General features: G+C 59.4%; 17 protein-coding genes and 1 pseudogene. 8 read left to right on the forward strand and 10 right to left on the reverse strand.

What is annotated here, in order from left to right:
* Positions 1 to 8: 8 nt before the first annotated feature.
* The 7 genes from PGR6_RS16530 to PGR6_RS16560 form a co-directional block, all read right to left on the reverse strand.
* On the reverse strand, positions 9 to 845 hold the full coding sequence (locus PGR6_RS16530) for an amino acid ABC transporter ATP-binding protein (protein ID WP_064618370.1): 837 nt from the start codon (positions 843 to 845) through the stop codon (positions 9 to 11).
* Positions 832 to 1,620: an amino acid ABC transporter permease gene (locus tag PGR6_RS16535; RefSeq protein WP_064618372.1), complete on the reverse strand. Its 789-nt coding sequence runs from the start codon at positions 1,618 to 1,620 to the stop codon at positions 832 to 834. Before PGR6_RS16535 ends, PGR6_RS16530 begins: the two co-directional genes overlap by 14 nt.
* Positions 1,610 to 2,344 (reverse strand): amino acid ABC transporter permease, encoded by a 735-nt coding sequence (locus PGR6_RS16540; RefSeq protein ID WP_064618374.1) that lies wholly within the window; start codon positions 2,342 to 2,344, stop codon positions 1,610 to 1,612. Before PGR6_RS16540 ends, PGR6_RS16535 begins: the two co-directional genes overlap by 11 nt.
* Positions 2,341 to 3,552 carry an aminotransferase class I/II-fold pyridoxal phosphate-dependent enzyme gene (locus PGR6_RS16545; RefSeq protein ID WP_064618376.1) on the reverse strand — a complete coding sequence of 404 codons (1,212 nt, stop codon included), beginning with the start codon at positions 3,550 to 3,552 and terminating at the stop codon, positions 2,341 to 2,343. Before PGR6_RS16545 ends, PGR6_RS16540 begins: the two co-directional genes overlap by 4 nt.
* The gene (locus PGR6_RS16550) at positions 3,549 to 4,973 is read right to left on the reverse strand and encodes an FAD-binding oxidoreductase (protein ID WP_018929773.1); all 1,425 of its coding nucleotides are present in this window, start codon (positions 4,971 to 4,973) and stop codon (positions 3,549 to 3,551) included. The genes PGR6_RS16545 and PGR6_RS16550 overlap by 4 nt, the downstream gene beginning before the upstream one ends.
* On the reverse strand, positions 4,970 to 5,821 hold the full coding sequence (locus PGR6_RS16555) for a transporter substrate-binding domain-containing protein (RefSeq protein ID WP_026286690.1): 852 nt from the start codon (positions 5,819 to 5,821) through the stop codon (positions 4,970 to 4,972). Before PGR6_RS16555 ends, PGR6_RS16550 begins: the two co-directional genes overlap by 4 nt.
* A 65-nt stretch (positions 5,822 to 5,886) precedes the next feature.
* Positions 5,887 to 6,729: a transporter substrate-binding domain-containing protein gene (locus PGR6_RS16560; protein ID WP_064618378.1), complete on the reverse strand. Its 843-nt coding sequence runs from the start codon at positions 6,727 to 6,729 to the stop codon at positions 5,887 to 5,889.
* A 240-nt stretch (positions 6,730 to 6,969) separates the two neighbouring features.
* Between PGR6_RS16560 and PGR6_RS16565 the strand changes: the two genes are divergently transcribed.
* From PGR6_RS16565 to PGR6_RS16570, 3 genes are all read left to right on the forward strand, one after another.
* On the forward strand, positions 6,970 to 7,830 hold the full coding sequence (locus PGR6_RS16565) for a LysR substrate-binding domain-containing protein (protein ID WP_018929776.1): 861 nt from the start codon (positions 6,970 to 6,972) through the stop codon (positions 7,828 to 7,830).
* Between the two features lie 118 nt (positions 7,831 to 7,948).
* Entirely contained in the window at positions 7,949 to 8,110 is a 162-nt protein-coding gene (locus tag PGR6_RS30220) for a hypothetical protein (protein ID WP_019648689.1), read from the forward strand.
* Positions 8,107 to 8,754: a helix-turn-helix domain-containing protein gene (locus tag PGR6_RS16570; protein WP_018929778.1), complete on the forward strand. Its 648-nt coding sequence runs from the start codon at positions 8,107 to 8,109 to the stop codon at positions 8,752 to 8,754. The genes PGR6_RS30220 and PGR6_RS16570 overlap by 4 nt, the downstream gene beginning before the upstream one ends.
* A 261-nt stretch (positions 8,755 to 9,015) precedes the next feature.
* Here PGR6_RS16570 and PGR6_RS29465 read toward each other — a convergent pair whose 3' ends face one another.
* Complete coding sequence (locus tag PGR6_RS29465; protein ID WP_082920869.1) at positions 9,016 to 9,528, reverse strand: hypothetical protein; 513 nt, start codon at positions 9,526 to 9,528, stop codon at positions 9,016 to 9,018.
* A 335-nt stretch (positions 9,529 to 9,863) separates the two neighbouring features.
* Between PGR6_RS29465 and PGR6_RS29470 the strand changes: the two are divergent.
* Positions 9,864 to 10,004: pseudogene (locus tag PGR6_RS29470) on the forward strand (AsnC family transcriptional regulator); the annotation flags it as partial.
* 20 nt (positions 10,005 to 10,024) lie between these two features.
* Here the strand turns inward: PGR6_RS29470 and PGR6_RS16585 are convergent.
* Complete coding sequence (locus PGR6_RS16585; protein WP_064618382.1) at positions 10,025 to 10,666, reverse strand: FMN-dependent NADH-azoreductase; 642 nt, start codon at positions 10,664 to 10,666, stop codon at positions 10,025 to 10,027.
* 104 nt (positions 10,667 to 10,770) lie between these two features.
* Between PGR6_RS16585 and PGR6_RS16590 the strand changes: the two genes are divergently transcribed.
* The 3 genes from PGR6_RS16590 to PGR6_RS16600 all read left to right on the forward strand — a co-directional run bounded on the left by PGR6_RS16590 (position 10,771) and on the right by PGR6_RS16600 (position 12,924).
* A complete protein-coding gene (locus tag PGR6_RS16590; protein WP_064618384.1) occupies positions 10,771 to 11,625 on the forward strand; it encodes a LysR substrate-binding domain-containing protein in 855 nt (284 codons plus the stop codon).
* A gap of 47 nt (positions 11,626 to 11,672) precedes the next feature.
* Positions 11,673 to 12,098, forward strand: a complete 426-nt coding sequence (locus PGR6_RS16595) for a GNAT family N-acetyltransferase (protein ID WP_018929784.1) — start codon at positions 11,673 to 11,675, stop codon at positions 12,096 to 12,098.
* A gap of 307 nt (positions 12,099 to 12,405) precedes the next feature.
* Entirely contained in the window at positions 12,406 to 12,924 is a 519-nt protein-coding gene (locus tag PGR6_RS16600) for a cysteine hydrolase family protein (RefSeq protein ID WP_064618386.1), read from the forward strand.
* A gap of 126 nt (positions 12,925 to 13,050) precedes the next feature.
* Here the strand turns inward: PGR6_RS16600 and PGR6_RS16605 are convergent, their stop codons facing one another.
* Positions 13,051 to 14,910, reverse strand: a complete 1,860-nt coding sequence (locus PGR6_RS16605; protein ID WP_064618388.1) for an ABC transporter ATP-binding protein — start codon at positions 14,908 to 14,910, stop codon at positions 13,051 to 13,053.
* Between the two features lie 484 nt (positions 14,911 to 15,394).
* Between PGR6_RS16605 and PGR6_RS16610 the strand changes: the two genes are divergently transcribed.
* On the forward strand, positions 15,395 to 15,649 hold the full coding sequence (locus PGR6_RS16610; RefSeq protein ID WP_064618391.1) for a hypothetical protein: 255 nt from the start codon (positions 15,395 to 15,397) through the stop codon (positions 15,647 to 15,649).
* Positions 15,650 to 15,828 lie beyond the last annotated feature (179 nt).

The following is a 15,828-nucleotide window of genomic DNA, read 5'->3' on the forward strand; positions in this document are numbered from 1 at the left end:
CCTCGGTATTAGACGGACAGGCTGTAGCGGCTCAGGTTACTCAACAGATATGGATCGTTGGCGACACGGGGACGGCGTCCCGGATCGCCCAGGGCGTGACGCAGAAACTCCCGGGTCCGTTCGCTGGTGGGGTGCTGGAAGATCTGCTCGGCACTGCCGCGTTCGACGATCACACCGTTTTCGGTGAAGTAGACGATGTCGCTGATCTCTTCGGCAAAACGCATTTCGTGGGTCACCAGCACGCAGGTCATGCCCTCTTCCGTGAGTTCGCGAATCACCGTCAGCACCTCACCAACGGTTTCCGGGTCGAGGGCAGAAGTCACCTCATCGAACAGAATCAGCTCCGGGCGCATGGCCAACGCCCGGGCAATCGCCACCCGCTGTTGCTGACCGCCGGAGAGTTGCCCCGGATAAGCATCGGCCTTGTGCTCCATGCGCACCTTGGCCAGCAAGGCGCGGGCGTCTTTTTCGGCCTCGGAGCGGTTGCGCCCCAGCACTTTGCGCGGGGCGATCACCAGGTTCTCCAGCACCGACAAATGCGGAAACAGGTTGTACTGCTGGAACACAAACCCCACACGCTTGCGCAGCTCGATACGCTGGCTTTCCTGGGCCAGGGTGTGAACCTCGGTGGCGCCGACGCGGATGCTCCCGCGCTGGGGCTGCAACAGGCCGGTGATGCAGCGCAGGATCGTCGACTTGCCGGAGCCGGACGGGCCAATGATCGACACGGCCTGGCCGCGATGCACGTCGAGGTCTATGCCCTTGAGCACCGGGTTGCTGCCAAATGACAGGTGCAGGTCGCGCAGGCTGACCAAGGGTTCGGCGACGGTTTCAGTAGAAGGCATAACGTCGCTCCAGGCGTTGGGTGAGTCGGGAAATCGGGTAGCAGTAAGCAAAGAACAGCACCAGCAGGCTCAGGTAAATCACCACAGTGAAGCCGGTGAGGTTCACCGTGTTGCTGGCGATTTGCGCGGTGTCGATCACGTCATGCACGCCCACCAAAGACGCCAGTGCGGTGCCCATGGTGATCACCGCGTAGAGGTTCATCCATGGCGGCAACATGCGCTTGAAGCACTGCGGCAGGATGATCGAACTAAAAATCTGAGCGCGAGTGAAGGCCAGGGATCGCGCCGCTTCCCACTGGGTACTGGGGATCGAGGCGACCGCACCCCGGAAGATCTCCGCAACGTTGGCGCTCGCCGGCAACGCCAGGCCAATCGTGACCTTGACCCAGTCCGGGAACGCGACATAAGCGCTGCCGATGTGGATCTCGAACGGGAACACATAGGTGGTGAAATAGATCAGCACCAGCCACGGCGCGTTGCGAAAAATCTGCACCCAGATCCGCGCCGGCAAGCGCAGCAGCCACAACGGCGACAACGTCAGGGCTCCGACCAACAACCCCAGCAACGAGCCCAGCCCGATCGCCACCAGACTGATCAGAATGTTCTGGCCAAACCCGACGACCAAGGCTGGCGACCATTGCAGCAAAGCCTTGAGTACCGGGCTGTGCGGCGCGAAATACACCAGCCAGAGCACGGCCCCCGCCAACAGCAGCAACTTGCCGACATGCCGACGCGGCCAGGCCAGCGGCGCGGTGACGGACGATTCAATGGCCATAGCCGGGCATCCTCAGGCGCGCTTCGAGCAGGTGCCCCACACAATTGACGGTAAAACTCAGCAGGCCGAAAAACGTCAGGATCAGAATCATCAGCTCCAACACGTTATCGCTCTGGGTCCAGATCATGATCGCCGCGTAGGTGATGTCGCCGACGGCAATGGCCGAGGCGACGGCGGTCATTTTTACCAGGTCGATTAGATTGTTGATCAGCGACGGCAAGGCGAAGCGCAAGGCCAGTGGCAGTTGCACATTCCACAACAACTGGCGGCTGCTGAACGCCAGCGAACTGGCCGCCTCCATCGTCACCGCCGGCACCGCTTCGATCCCGGCGCGCAAGGCTTCGGCATGAAACGCGCCTTTGTGCAGCGAAATCACGATCACCACCCAGGCGAACGGCGTCAGCGGGTTGGCCGCGCCAACGGCCTGGGTCAGCAGCATGTTCAGCACCAGAAATGCGCAATACAGCTGCACCAGGGTCGGCGTGTTGCGGGTGACTTCGACAAACACCCGCGCAGGTTTTGCCAGCCAGGTTTTACCCGAGGTCAGCATCGCCGCCAAACCGACCCCCGCCAGCAGGCTGCCGACGATGGTGAACAGGCACAGCAGCACCGTGGTCAGCGCGCCCTGCTCCAGGGTTCCACGCTGATAAGCGTCCAGCAGAAAGCCGTAGTTCAGGCCGAACCCGGCGGCCCAGTGGACGAATAGCTCCAACAAATGACTCATGGTTCGCCCCGCAATTGCCCGCAGGCTTGAGCGATGCGGCGTCCGGCTTCGACTACGGTGTCAATCGCCGTGGCAATGGACAGGCGAAACCACGGCGACAAGCCATAAGCGCTGCCCGCCACGCCGGCCACGCCCTCTTCCAGCAAATACGCGACGACGTCGGCATCGCTTTGCAGACGTCGACCGTCCGGGCGATAGCGCCCCAACAACCCAGCGCAGCGCACAAACACGAAGAAACCACCTTGAGGTTCGAGCACTTCAAGACCGTCCACTTCGCGTAAGGCGCTGACCAGTGAATCCCGGCGTTGTTGATAGGCCGCGACTTGCGACCGCAAGAAATCCAGTCCACCTTCGAATGCCGCCAATGCGGCGGCTTGTCCGACCGAGGAAGCGCCCGAGGTGGATTGCGATTGCACCACGGTCATGGCCTGGGTCAGCGCTTGCGGTCCGGCGCCGAAACCGATGCGCCAACCGGTCATGGCGTAGGTCTTGGACACCCCGCCCACCAGCAGGCTGCGCGCCTGCAAATCCGGCGCAACGTTGAGCAGGCTCTGGGCAGGCAAACCGTCGAAACGGATATGTTCGTAGAGCTCATCCAGCAGAATCAGCACGTGGGGATGGCGCCGCAGCACCTCGGCCAGGGCACGCAGCTCGGCCGCGCTGTACACCGCGCCGCTGGGGTTGCCGGGGCCGTTGAGGATCAGCCAGCGAGTCCGTTCGCCAATCCATTGCTCCAATTGTTCGGCCGTCAGTTTGCAGCCCTGCGCCAGCCCGCATTCGATAAACACCGGCTCGCCGCCATTGAAGCGCACGCTGTCGGGGAACGACGGCCAGTACGGCGTTGGCACCAGCACCTGATCGCCGTCGTCGAGGGTGGCGGCAAAGGCATTGAAGATGATCTGTTTGGCACCGTTGCCAATCACGATCGATTCCAGCGGATAGTCCAGCTGGTTTTCCTGCTGGAGTTTGCGTTGCACCGCGATGCGCAAGGCCTTCACGCCCGGTGTCGGCGTGTACTTGGTGGCACCGGCGGCGATGGCGGCATAAGCGGCCTGCTTGATGTGCTCCGGGGTGTCAAAATCCGGCTCGCCGGTGGTCAGGTCGAGGATGTCGCGACCAGCCTCGCGCAATGCCGTGGCTTGAGATTTCGCGGCGGCATTGGCCGACAGCGAGACGCGCTGTACGCGTTTGGACAGACGAAGCGTCATGACTGACTCCCCTTCAAAACCTTGCCGGGGTTCAGCAGATTGTTCGGGTCCAGCGCTTGCTTGATCCGGCGCATCAGGTCGAGTTCCACCGGGCTTTTGTAGCGCCCTAGCATGTCCCGTTTGCGCTGGCCGACACCGTGCTCGGCGCTAATGGAGCCGCCGTGAGCGTGGGCGCTGTCGTGCACCAGTTGGCTGAGTGCTGCGTAATGGGCCATGTGCGCCTCGACCGTTGAGTTGTGCGGATGGGCGACGTTGTAATGCAGGTTACCGTCGCCCAGATGGCCGAAGGTGTAATGCCGCACACCAGGGAAATGGCGCTGCAACAGCGCATCGGTATGGGCGACAAATGCCACGACCTGGGAAATCGGCACCGAGATGTCGTGCTTCATATTGCGACCGGCACGCCTCTGCGCCTCGCTCATGTTCTCGCGCAACAGCCAAAACGCCTGGCTCTGGGCGAGGCTTTCGGCGATCAGCGCATCGGCCAGCAGGCTCTGCTCGTAGGCCTCGCCCAGTACCTGTTCAAACGCTTCGCGGGCATGGCTTTCGCTGTGGTTATCGGACAATTCCAACAACGCGAACCAAGGCTGACGGGCACCGGAAAAGGGTTGTGGGCCTTCGGGAAATTGCTCGCGCAGCAACGCAAGGCACCCGGCACTGAGCAGTTCGAACGCGGTCAGGCTGGCACCGAAACCGGCGCGGGCATGGGACAGGAACGTCACCGTTTGGGCCAGCGAGTCGAAGGCCAACAGCGCTGTGGCCTGGGCCTTGGGCAACGGGAACAGTCTCAGGGTGGCGGCGGTGATGATGCCGAGGGTGCCTTCGCTGCCGATGAACAGGTCGCGCAAGTCGTAGCCGGTGTTGTCCTTGCGCAAACCGCGCAGGCCATTCCAGATGTCGCCCTGGGCGGTGACCACTTCCAGACCAAGGGTCAATTCGCGGGTATTGCCATAGCGCAGCACCGCCGTGCCACCGGCATTGGTGCCCAGATTGCCGCCAATGGTGCAGCTGCCTTCGGCGCCCAGGCTCAGCGGGAACAGGCGCCCGGCATCGCGGGCGACGCCCTGAATGGTGTGCAGAATGCAGCCCGCCTCGACGGTCAGGGTGTCGTTGTCGGTGTCCACTGCCCGAACGCGATTCATCCGGTCGAGCAGCAACAACACCGCGCGGCCACTGGCGTCCGGAGTCGCGCCGCCCATCAGCCCGGTGTTGCCGCCCTGCACCACCACCGGCGTATCGCAGGCCACGCACGCGCGCACCACCGCCGCAACTTCTTCGGTGCTTGCCGGGTGCACGGCGGCAATCACCTGCCCCACGTAACGGCCCTGTTTGTCGGTCAGGTACGGCGCGGCCTCTTCGCTGGTCTGCACATGACGGGCGCCGAGCAGTTGCTGCAAGGCCACGAACAACGGTCGACTCATGACCGCACTGCCAGCGGTGCCGCGTTGCGGTATTGCTCGTGCAGGTCACGCAAGGCTTGCGACGGTGCCATGCCCGTGCGTTCGCCCAATTCGATCAGCCAGCCGCTGCGGTGCCAGTCGCGCACGATGGCATCCAGCTTCGCCTGGGTATCGTGCTCGCCCTTGCGTATCCAGATCACCGAGTTCGACGGGATCAAGTCACCCGGCAGCGGAATTTCATACCCGGCCCACTCGGCATCGCTCAATAAGGTATGCATGGTCGGGCTGACATGCACCGCCGCCACGCAGCCATTGCCGCGCAACGACAACAGCGATTCGGACTGGCTGCGAAACGCCTTGATCTGCGCGCCGTAGGTTTCCTGTAATGGCTTGATGAAGTTGCTGCCCTGGGACACGCACACCGGTTTGTCCTTAAAGTCGCTCCACTGGGTGATACCCGCACCCTTGCGAATCAACGCGGCGCCACCGACTTCTTCATAGGGCGTGGGCACGTAATCGAGAATCTCGGCGCGTTCTTCGGTGAACTGCATATTGGCGATCAGGATGTCGACCTTGCCCTGCTGCAGGAACTGCACCCGGTTGGGTGCCAGCACCGAAACAGTCTGGGCCTCGACACCCAGCGCCTTGGCGATGCCCTTAGCCAGTTCGACGTTGTACCCCAGGTGTTCGCCGGTCTTGGGGTCGAGGGTGCCGAACGGCGGACCACTGAGCATCACCCCGACGCTGATCGCGTGGCGTTGTTCGATCTTGTCCAGCGTGGCATCGGCCTGAGCGAGGCTGGCGCCCAGCACGGCGCATCCTGCCAGGCACAGCATGGCCAGGCTTCTAGCGGAAAAATATCGGTTCATGCACGACTACCTTGAACGACCGCCGAATCCGTCGGCGGTCTATTGAAAACAATGAGGTGAACCGCTCAGGCGCCGTTGGCCTGGAACTGTTTCTGCAACTCCACCAAGGCCGGTGACGCGGGCGTTATGCGGTTGCGGGTCTGGGCGTCGATCAGCCAGCCGCTGCGGTGCAGTTCCTTGACGATGGGGTCGAGCCGGGCCTGGGTATCGCGTTCGCCAGGTCGGGTCCAGATCACCGAAGGGGCCGGGTTGAGCTCCGGACTCAGCGCGCGATAGCCCTGCCATTCGGCGTTGTCGGCGATCAACGGGTTGATCAGCGTGGCGTCATGCACCGCCGCGACACAGTTGTTGCCACGCAGCGCGAGCAAGGATTCCGACGAGCTCTTGAACGCCTTGATCTCCACACCCAGCTCGGTGAGCGGCTTGATGTAGCTGCTGCCCTGGGAGGTGCAGACGGGCTGGCCCTTGAGGTCTTCCCAACGGGTGATCTTGCTGTCCTTGAGCAGCGCCGCGGTACCGCCGACACGGTAGAAAGGCGTTGGCACAAAACCGAGGATCTCACCGCGCTCGGCGGTCCATTCCATGTTGGCGATCAACAAATCCACTTTGCCCTGCTGCAAAAACTGCACGCGGTTGGCGGGCAATACCGGCACCAGTTGCACCTCGGCGCCCAACTGCCGACCCAGTTCCTGAGCGAGGTCGACGTTCAAGCCCCGAGGTTTCTGAGTACCCGGATCGATACTGCCGAAGGGGCCGCCGGACAGTACGACCCCCACCGTCAGCACATGGCGTTGCTGGATCTTGTCCAGCGTGGCATCAGCCTGAGCCCCGGCACTGGCGGCCAATGAGATCAAGGCGCTCAGCATTACAGGCAACCAGCGTTTTACAGGTGAGCGCTCAAGCAACATGGATTTCCCCTCATGGATGATCGGCGTTCCCCGACCTGATGAGGCGGCATCCTAGGTACAGTCCTGAAGTAACGGAAATTCAAATATCTAATATCGTTATAACTTGCCGTATTGCTGCTAAGCGAAAATCCTCACAGCGCCCGTAGTTACCGCATTAGCACTAAAATATCGCCAAAAATACATAAACAAATGTAATGTTTATGTTTGCAGCCCTGATATAAAAACAGCCCGGAAATGGCCATGCCGACCTCACCTACCCTCGATCTCGAATTGCTGCGCACCTTCATTGCGGTGGTCGATCACCACAGTTTTGCCGAGGCCGGCGCGCAACTGGCCCGCACACAATCCTCGGTCACCCAGCACATGCAACGCCTGGAACAACAAGTGGGGGTGAGTCTGTTCGAGAAGCGCGGACGCCAGAAGCAACTGACCGAAGCCGGTTTGCAGTTGTTGCGTCATGCGCGGCAGATGCTTTCGCTCAACGACGATGCGCTGAACTCCCTGCGCGAAAGCAACTTGAGCGGTGTGCTGCGGATCGGCTCGCCCCATGACATCGCCGACACCATCCTGCCGCCGATCCTCAGCCACATCGCCCGCTCGGCCCCGCGCTTGCGCCTGGAGATCGATGTCGGCCGCAGCCCGTTTCTGATGGATGATCTGCACCGGGGCAAGGTCGACATGGTGATCTCCACCCGTGAAGACCCGACGCTCGAAGGCTTCGCCTTGCGCACCTCACCGGTGTGGTGGATCTGCTCGGCACAGTACATTCATACGCCCGAAGAACCCTTGCCGCTGATTCTGGTGGATGAACCGAGTATCTATCGTCGCTACGCCCTGGAAGCGCTGGAGCGCGCGAATATTCCATGGCGCCAGGCGTACCTGGCGTCGAACCTGATTGGCATCAAGGCCGCAACGCGTGCCGGGTTGGGTGTCACGCCCAGAAGCATGGAAATGCTCGGCCCCGATATGCGCGTGCTCGGCGAAAACGATGGCCTGCCACGGCTGCCGGACGTGACCTACCACTTGTGGATTCGGCCCAACACCGTGAACCCGCTGGTGCGTCGGGCCTATGAGTTGATCAGGAGCAGTCGAGGGCTTTGACGCGGCCAATCATAAGAACCAAAGAGCATTAATAAATACAAAATCAGTATTTATCGTTATAAAAATATCCGCGTACTCTCAGCTCATCCCGTCATTCATCACCACAGTGAAGTGCCCCATGAATCCGACTGACAACCTCATCGACTTCGCCAGCTACCGCAAACGCAAACAGGCTCAGCAACGGGCACGGGCCATGTGGGAAATGTACGCACGCAACGCCGGCCTGCAGGCCTTTCAGTGGATCCAGGCCGCCCAATCGACCGAGACCCGTCACGCATGAACGCGCAGCAACCCTCGCGCTTTCTGGTGAGCGCAGGCGAACCCGTGACGGACTTGAGTAACCTCGAACAACTGGAAGAAGACCCGATCTGCGAGCGGGTCGCGCAGAACCTGCAACGGCTGCGAGGCAAGCGTCATTTGTCCCTCGACGCTCTGGCGCGACAATGCGGCGTGAGTCGGGCCATGCTGGCGCAGATCGAATCCGGACGCAGCGTGCCGTCGATCAAAGTGCTGTGCAAAATTGCCAAAGGCCTGAAGGTTTCGGTGGCGGCGTTTCTCGAGCACCGGGCTTTCGAAGGTGTGGCCGTGCTGTCAGCGAACCAGAGCAAACGCCTGGTCAGCGCCAGTGGCGCCTTCGTCAGCCGCGCGCTGTTTCCGTTCGACGTGGCACGCCAATCGGAATTCTACGAACTGCGTTTGAGCCCGTTGGGCGAAGACCACTCCGAGGGCCATGGCCCCGGTGTGCAGGAGAACCTGGTGGTGTCACAGGGTGTACTGGAAATCAGCGTCAACGATGAGCGTTACCTGCTGTCCACCGGCGACTCGATCCTGTTCTACGCCGACCAGCCCCACCGCTATCGCAACCCCGCCGACAGTGAGGCCGTGGCTTATCTGGTGGTGACCTACCCGGAGCGCCTGGACTAACCCCCAGAAGCCATGAACCTGTTGGAACGAGCCTGTGTGGCGAGGGGGCTTGCCCCCGTTGGGTCGCGAAGCGGCCCCAAAACTTGCAATCGCGGTGCATCAGGTACACCGCATGCAATGGTTTACGACTGCTGCGCAGCCGAACGGGGGCAAGCCCCCTTGCCACACAAACTCGCTCACACAGTAGCTTTATCAGCGCCACACGAAAAAGCCCCCGCAACCATCAGGTCGCGGGGGCTTTTAAATGTCTGCTGCCAGGGATCAGCAGGTGCAGCACATCATTGGCATGCCGTTGCAGCTCATCATCATCGGCATGCTGCAATCGTTCATCATTTTCATCATCAGGGCGCAGCAGCTTTTCATCATGTCCATGTTCATGCCGGCCATCGGCATGATTTTGCACATCATGCCGTCGGCCATCATGGTGCATTCCATCATGCACTTCATCGATGGCATCGGCATGCCCATCGTAGGCATTGCCATCATCATGTTCATCATCGGCATGGCCATGCCTGCCTGAGACATGCACATCATGCTCATGTTGCCGCAATGCATCATTATCGGCATGCCGCAGTTCATCATCATCTGCATCATTTCAGCGCTGTTCTTGAACATCGCCATGTCCATGCCAGCAGCCGGCATCATTTTGCACATCATGCCGTCATCCATCATTTCGCAGCTCATGGTCGCCATCATCATCGGCATGCCCATCATAGGCATCATCGGCATGTTGGCGTTCATCATCGGCATTGGCATCTGCATGGCGTTCATCATGGTGTAACTCCCTAAGCGATTCGATAGTTGGACGAAGCTGATGGGGGCGGATTCTAAGGACTGGCGAAGGGACAACAAGATGATGGCCGAGCAGCAGAAATTGATGCTGAAACCGCTTTAGTGCCGTGGCGGGGACGCCGCTGACTGCTATAGCACCCCTATGGAATTCATCGCATACAGAATCAAAGCGAAGACGTGGTTTTATCGGTTATGGATATTCGACCCAGCGCTATATAAAGAACCGAAAGAAATAATCGATCTAAACAGCGCAGAGTTTTTTACCCGTGCCAGGAGCTAGCAAGGCTTGTGCATTCGCAACCAGGCCTGCTGGCGCTGTTGCGGTCAGGAGCATGCAGCAGCACACCGACCTGACCCGCGAGTTGTTCTTTGAGAGCAACAACGTCAAACGCTTCAAAACCCTTGTTTCGATGAGCACCGTGAAGCTGGGTTTGAATATCCCGTTGGGCGTTGAATAGCCTACGGTGCAGTGGAAGCGTCAACGACCAAGACTATCCGCCAATCTCCTGGCCTGCTGAGTCGCGACCTCACGCGCGCAGAGGTCAACGTCTTCCCCCAGGATGGTCTTCTCTACAGTCACCGAGTGCACATCCGTCACGCCGATAAATTTCAGCCAGGCTTCCACGTAGGGCTTCTGGAAGTCGAAGCGCTCTGCCGGGGTGATCGATTGCGCCGAAAAATCCAGGCCGCGAGCATACATCACCACAGCAGTCTTGTTGTGCAGCATGCCTTCCAGACCGCGCTCCGGATCGAAGCTGAACAGGATGTCTTTCTGCGACACCAGGTCGATGAAGTGCTTGAGTTTGTACGGGATGCTGAAATTCCACAGTGGCACGGACATCACCAGCACATCCGCGCTGTGCAGATGCGCGGCCAGCGCTTTCAAGGTGTTCCAGGCGTCGTCTTGCGCCGGGGTCAAGGACGTGCCGTTGAGTCCGGCGTATTTGGCCTCCATCGCCTGATCATTGAACTCCGGCAACGCCATGGTCCAAAGGTCAAGGGTGATGATTTCGGTGTCCGGGGTGTTTTCCTGATAGCGCGCAATGAAGCTGCGGGCGACTTCAAGGGAGGCCGAGCGCTGTTTGCGCGGGGAACATTCGATATGCAGAAGAGTAGTCATGGCACGCCTCGGGTAATGGGAGATGGGGGGCGGCAAACATTGCAACATAGTTTTATTTGGAATATAAATCGTAAATAAACAAGCCATTAATCACATATCAAACTATGTTCGATGCTCTGCTACTCAAGACTTTTGTCACAGTCGTCGATGAAGAAGGCTTCAGCCGTGCAGCCGAGAAGCTGCACCTGACCCAGTCCGCGGTCAGTGGGCACGTGCGACGACTGGAAGAACAGATTGGTAAACCCCTGTTGAGGCGTACCACCCGTTCCCAACAACTGACGCCCGATGGCGAACGCCTGGTGGCTTATGCACGCACCATCCTCGCGCTGAACCGTGATGCCTGGGCAGAACTGACACGCACGCCGTTTCACGGGCGACTGCGGATCGGGGTATCCGAAGACTTTGTCGAATCGCGATTAATGCGGACTTTTCAGGATTTCGCGGCGCAGTACCCGGGGATGGAGATCGACGTGCAGGTGGGCATTCCGGGCACGTTGCTGGCCTCGATGAAACAAGGGCATCTGGAACTGGTCATCGGCTCTCTGTGCGAAACCAGCGACACGGGGCTGCTGCTATGGCAAGAACCGCTGGTGTGGGCCTGGTCGGCGCAGCCCGTCACCGAGTTACCGACGCCGTTGCCGCTGGCCCTGTTCCCCGAGCCGTGCCCTTATCGCGAGGTGGCCCTGACACAACTGGCTCGGGCGGGGATCGCCCAACGAACGGCGATGTTGTGCAGCAGCACGGCCGGATTGCGAGCCGCGGCGCTTGCTGGCTTCGCGGTAGCGCCCATGCCAGTCAGCCAGTTGGGGCAAGGACTGGCGGTTCTTGGTGCGGAACAAGGATTGCCGGATTTGCCGGATGCGCAGTTTCGGTTGTTCAGCGCTCCTGAAGCGGATCAGGCGATTGTGGCAGCGGTCACTCAACTCATTGTGGAGTATTGCTCTGCGCGCAGGACTTAAGAATCATACCTTGTTGACCCCGTTACTCACTGCTCAGGGAGAGCGCCATGTCTGTAGAAATCCAGCTTTCGGAAAATGCGACCGAAGCAGAGCGACTAGGCATTTTGACCCCATTGCTGGCCCATAACCTGGCCAACGGTGGCGACGACGCCTATGAAACTTTTGCTCTGTTGCTACGAGACGCTGACAGTAACGAAGTTATTGGTGGGCTGTACGGCAAGATCTCTTATCGATGGCTGCTCATCGATCTTGTCAGCGTTCCCGAGTCAATGCGCGGTCAGGGTATCGGAGAGCGGCTAATGCGCATGGCTGAAGAAGTCGCGCAGAAAAAACACTGCATTGGTATCTGGCTGGAGACCTTCAGCTTTCAGGCTCCCGGTTTTTATCGAAAACTGGGTTACTCCGAATTCGGACGCTTGGCAGACTATCCACCAGGACATACCCGGCTCTATTACCAGAAGTTGTTGTGCTGACCGCGTTTTCGATCCAGGGCCGTTAGTTGTGCTTTACAGCGGACGGCTATCGGCCAACAGCGAACCTTAACGATGGTGAATCAGTCCTCACCTTCATGCGCTCATTTGCCAACCCGGTGCCGTGCAGCTACTGTCAGCGTTATGAATCAGCCACGAATTGCCTTGACCACGACTACCACGACCGCCAGAGGCGGGTCGTGAGAGGTGTCGTGAGCCAATAACACACGAACTTCAAAGGCCCGCCAGTGATGGATAGGGCCTTTTCTTTTGCCCTTGTGTCGCTGGTCCAAACGCAAGGAAAAGCACTATGTATGCACTCTTGATTCTCGATATGCAGGTTGGCTTGTTTCATGGCCCGGATAAACCGTGGGCTGGCGAAGCGCTGCTAGACACGTTGAATAACCTGTTGAGTAAAGCCCGGCGTGCAGGTGCGCCGATTTTTCTCGCACGCCATATTGGTCCACCTGGTTCGCCTATCGAGTCCGGAAGTCCGTTGACGCAACTGGTGCAGGAACTGGAGCTACAGGGTGACGAAGTGATCTTCGAGAAAAGCCGACCCAACGCCTTCACCAAGACTGCTCTGGCCGATCAGCTACGAGCTTGTGGCGCTCAGGGCGTGGTCATTACCGGAATGAAGACCCAATACTGTGTCGACAGCACCTGCCGCGCTGCACGGGATTTTGGATTCGATGCAGTGCTGATCGCCGATGGCCACACCTGCAACAGCACCCCTGCGCTGAAGGCTGAAGAGATTGTTGCTCATCACAATGCGACTCTGGCGGGACCATTCTGTCGCGTCGTAAATGCTGAGGACTGGTGTTTCTAACCGCCATCAACAGACCGGTCCGAGTCAGGACCGATCTGCCCACTTTGGGCCGACAGCAGTCGTCGCCGAGTGGTAACGGTCGTGGCCCGCCCCTATCGCCCCCCCCCTGCTGCGCCCTCTTCACGCTCACACCTGATCCATAGCCTCGACCACTCCCTGATCCTCACCCAGAAACCCGCCGCTTTGATGCTGCCACAGCCGCGCATAAATCCCGTTCTTCCCGAGCAATTCGGTGTGGGTGCCCTGCTCGATGATGCGTCCGTTGTCCATGACGACGAGCCGGTCCATGGCCGCAATGGTGGACAGTCGATGGGCGATAGCGATCACCGTCTTGCCCTGCATCATTTCATCGAGGCTTTCCTGTATGGCCACTTCGACTTCCGAGTCCAGCGCGCTGGTGGCCTCGTCAAGTAGCAGGATCGGGGCATTCTTGAGCATCACCCGGGCAATCGCGACGCGTTGGCGCTGGCCGCCCGACAGCTTGATGCCGCGCTCACCCACAAGGGTGTCGTAACCGGTATGGCCTTGCCGGTCGCTCAGTTGGCTGATGAACTCATCGGCCTGGGCATTGGCCGCGGCGCTGCGGATTTGCGCGTCGGTAGCATCGGGACGGCCGTAGGCGATGTTGTCGCGAATGGAACGGTGCAGTAGAGAGGTATCCTGCGTGACCATACCGATGGCGCCGCGCAGGCTGTCTTGCGTCACTTGTGCGATGTTTTGGCCGTCGATGCGAATCTCCCCGCTGTCGACGTCATAAAAGCGCAGCAGCAGGTTGATAAGCGTGGATTTGCCGGCGCCAGAGCGGCCAACCAGGCCGATTTTTTCACCCGGGCGGATACTCAGGCTCAGGCCATCGAGAACCTGGCGTTCGCCATTGTAGTTGAAGCTCACGTTATCGAAGGTGACCGCGCCGTCGGAGGTTACGAGCACACCCGCACCCGGCGCATCCTGCACCTTTGGGCCCCGGGTAAAGGTTGCCATGCCATCCTGCACGGTGCCAATGCTCTCGAACAGCGAGGTCATTTGCCACATGATCCAGTGCGACATGCCATTGATACGCAACGCCATGGCGGTGATTGCCGCCACGGCACCTGCGCCGACCTCACCCTGGTGCCATAGCCACAGGGCATAACCCCCTGCTGCCATGATCAATGCCACCACCAATGCCTGGTTGACGATCTCGAACTGGCTCACCAGACGCATCTGACGAAAGCCGGTTTGTTTGAAATCCTCCATCGCTGCACGCGCGAAATGCGCTTCACGATTGGAGTGGGAGAACAGCTTCACCGTCGTGATGTTCGTGTAGGCGTCTGAGATACGCCCGGTCATCATCGACCGCGCATTGGCCTGCTCCTGCCCGACTTTCCCCAGGCGGGGCACGAAGTACCACATGGCCAGCCCGAACAACACGACCCAGGCAATGAAAGGCAGCATCAGTTTCAGGGCGAAGCCGCCGGCCAGTGCGATGATCGCGATGAAATATACCCCGATCCCGGGCGCGATCTCGATAAGGGTGAATAGCATGTCGCGCACGGCTAGCGCCGTCTGCATCACCTTGGTCGTGACCCGGCCGGAAAACTCATCGGAAAAAAACGAAAGGCTTTGCCGCAGCATCAAGCGATGGAAGTCCCAGCGCAGCCGCAACGGCAAGTTAATCGCCAATATCTGATGCTGCACCATGGTGCGCAACGCCACCAGCCCGACACTGGCCACCATGATGATGCCCATGCCCCACAACACGCGACTTTCCTGCGCAGCCGCTTCACCGCCTGCCTGCCAGGTCGAGAGCAGGTCCACGACCTGCCCGAGGAAGGAAAACAGCCAGGCTTCGTAAATCGACACACCGGCACTGAGCAGCGCAAACACCAGAATGTAACCGCGAGCACCCCGCGTACAGGCCCACAGGAAGCGAGCCAAGCCGTCGGGTGGCGGTGGTACCTCGTCAGGAGGAAAAGGGTCGAGCCTTCGTTCAAACGCACGAAGCATGGTGTTCTCCAAACGATCAAGTTGAGGAGATTCTGCCATTGAACGGTTGCTTTGAGGGGGTTGCGAAGTTAGAGGTATGGCGCTTAGGCAGGTCGCTCTGAGGATTGGGCTGCCGGGGGCGGCCTCTTATACGCTGCCAGAAACCCGGTCGGCAGCGATAAATGTGCCGGTATCGAAGGGGGCTGGCCAAGAACGGACGTTCATCCAAGGACCGCCTTCGGCCGAGGCTGTGTAAAAACGGTTTAGAGCAGGTTTGACAGTCAGAACCAGAACGAAAAGCGCGTTCCTACGCAAATTTCAGGTCCACTGACCCACCAACCATTGGCAGATTTTACGTAGCGACGCAGACTTCAAAACCGTGTCTGCGTTTTTACACAGCCTGGGCCAGAAGCAGACGTTCATATGAACGATCGCTATCGACTCAAAGCAGCCTGTCCGGTAGTTGTGTGAGTAACATGGCTGACATTTCCAGGTAAGGAATTCTATGAGCACATTATCGACACTGATCATGCAGGCACGTGAAGGGTTATGCATTCAACAGAAGATTCCCCAGGAAAAATGGGAGGAGATTGCCTCTCAATGTGGTCCTGCAGAGATAGCAGAGATCAAGGAGCGAATCGCTGCATTGAAAGCCGAGCTGGGAACCATCGAAGAATGGGATGGTGAAACCATGGACGATATAAATATCGCCATTTACCGATTTTCTCTGTTGCTGGAACTATCCGTGGGTGCACCGTAAGTATTTGACCGTCAGCTTTGGGTCCAGACTGTGTGAAAACGCCAGTGTTTGTCTAACCTTCTGATCGTCTAGATCGTATTGGGGGCGATCTCGACGATGAAAAGGTTAGACGATTACTGGCTCTTTCTCACAGCCTGGCCCCAAAGAGGACGTAAGCTTGCCCCTCATCTCGTGGCATA

It is taken from the genome of Pseudomonas sp. GR 6-02 (assembly GCF_001655615.1).
Classification (GTDB): domain Bacteria; phylum Pseudomonadota; class Gammaproteobacteria; order Pseudomonadales; family Pseudomonadaceae; genus Aquipseudomonas.

Bases quoted from the DNA above. Each gene is read 5' to 3' on its own strand.
- PGR6_RS16530 (WP_064618370.1), bottom strand. From the start codon at position 845: ATGCCTTCTACTGAAACCGTCGCCGAACCCTTGGTCAGCCTGCGCGAC.
- PGR6_RS16535 (WP_064618372.1), bottom strand. From the start codon at position 1,620: ATGGCCATTGAATCGTCCGTCACCGCGCCGCTGGCCTGGCCGCGTCGG.
- PGR6_RS16540 (WP_064618374.1), bottom strand. From the start codon at position 2,344: ATGAGTCATTTGTTGGAGCTATTCGTCCACTGGGCCGCCGGGTTCGGC.
- PGR6_RS16545 (WP_064618376.1), bottom strand. From the start codon at position 3,552: ATGACGCTTCGTCTGTCCAAACGCGTACAGCGCGTCTCGCTGTCGGCC.
- PGR6_RS16550 (WP_018929773.1), bottom strand. From the start codon at position 4,973: ATGAGTCGACCGTTGTTCGTGGCCTTGCAGCAACTGCTCGGCGCCCGT.
- PGR6_RS16555 (WP_026286690.1), bottom strand. From the start codon at position 5,821: ATGAACCGATATTTTTCCGCTAGAAGCCTGGCCATGCTGTGCCTGGCA.
- PGR6_RS16560 (WP_064618378.1), bottom strand. From the start codon at position 6,729: ATGTTGCTTGAGCGCTCACCTGTAAAACGCTGGTTGCCTGTAATGCTG.
- PGR6_RS16565 (WP_018929776.1), top strand. From the start codon at position 6,970: ATGCCGACCTCACCTACCCTCGATCTCGAATTGCTGCGCACCTTCATT.
- PGR6_RS30220 (WP_019648689.1), top strand. From the start codon at position 7,949: ATGAATCCGACTGACAACCTCATCGACTTCGCCAGCTACCGCAAACGC.
- PGR6_RS16570 (WP_018929778.1), top strand. From the start codon at position 8,107: ATGAACGCGCAGCAACCCTCGCGCTTTCTGGTGAGCGCAGGCGAACCC.
- PGR6_RS29465 (WP_082920869.1), bottom strand. From the start codon at position 9,528: ATGATGAACGCCATGCAGATGCCAATGCCGATGATGAACGCCAACATG.
- PGR6_RS16585 (WP_064618382.1), bottom strand. From the start codon at position 10,666: ATGACTACTCTTCTGCATATCGAATGTTCCCCGCGCAAACAGCGCTCG.
- PGR6_RS16590 (WP_064618384.1), top strand. From the start codon at position 10,771: ATGTTCGATGCTCTGCTACTCAAGACTTTTGTCACAGTCGTCGATGAA.
- PGR6_RS16595 (WP_018929784.1), top strand. From the start codon at position 11,673: ATGTCTGTAGAAATCCAGCTTTCGGAAAATGCGACCGAAGCAGAGCGA.
- PGR6_RS16600 (WP_064618386.1), top strand. From the start codon at position 12,406: ATGTATGCACTCTTGATTCTCGATATGCAGGTTGGCTTGTTTCATGGC.
- PGR6_RS16605 (WP_064618388.1), bottom strand. From the start codon at position 14,910: ATGCTTCGTGCGTTTGAACGAAGGCTCGACCCTTTTCCTCCTGACGAG.
- PGR6_RS16610 (WP_064618391.1), top strand. From the start codon at position 15,395: ATGAGCACATTATCGACACTGATCATGCAGGCACGTGAAGGGTTATGC.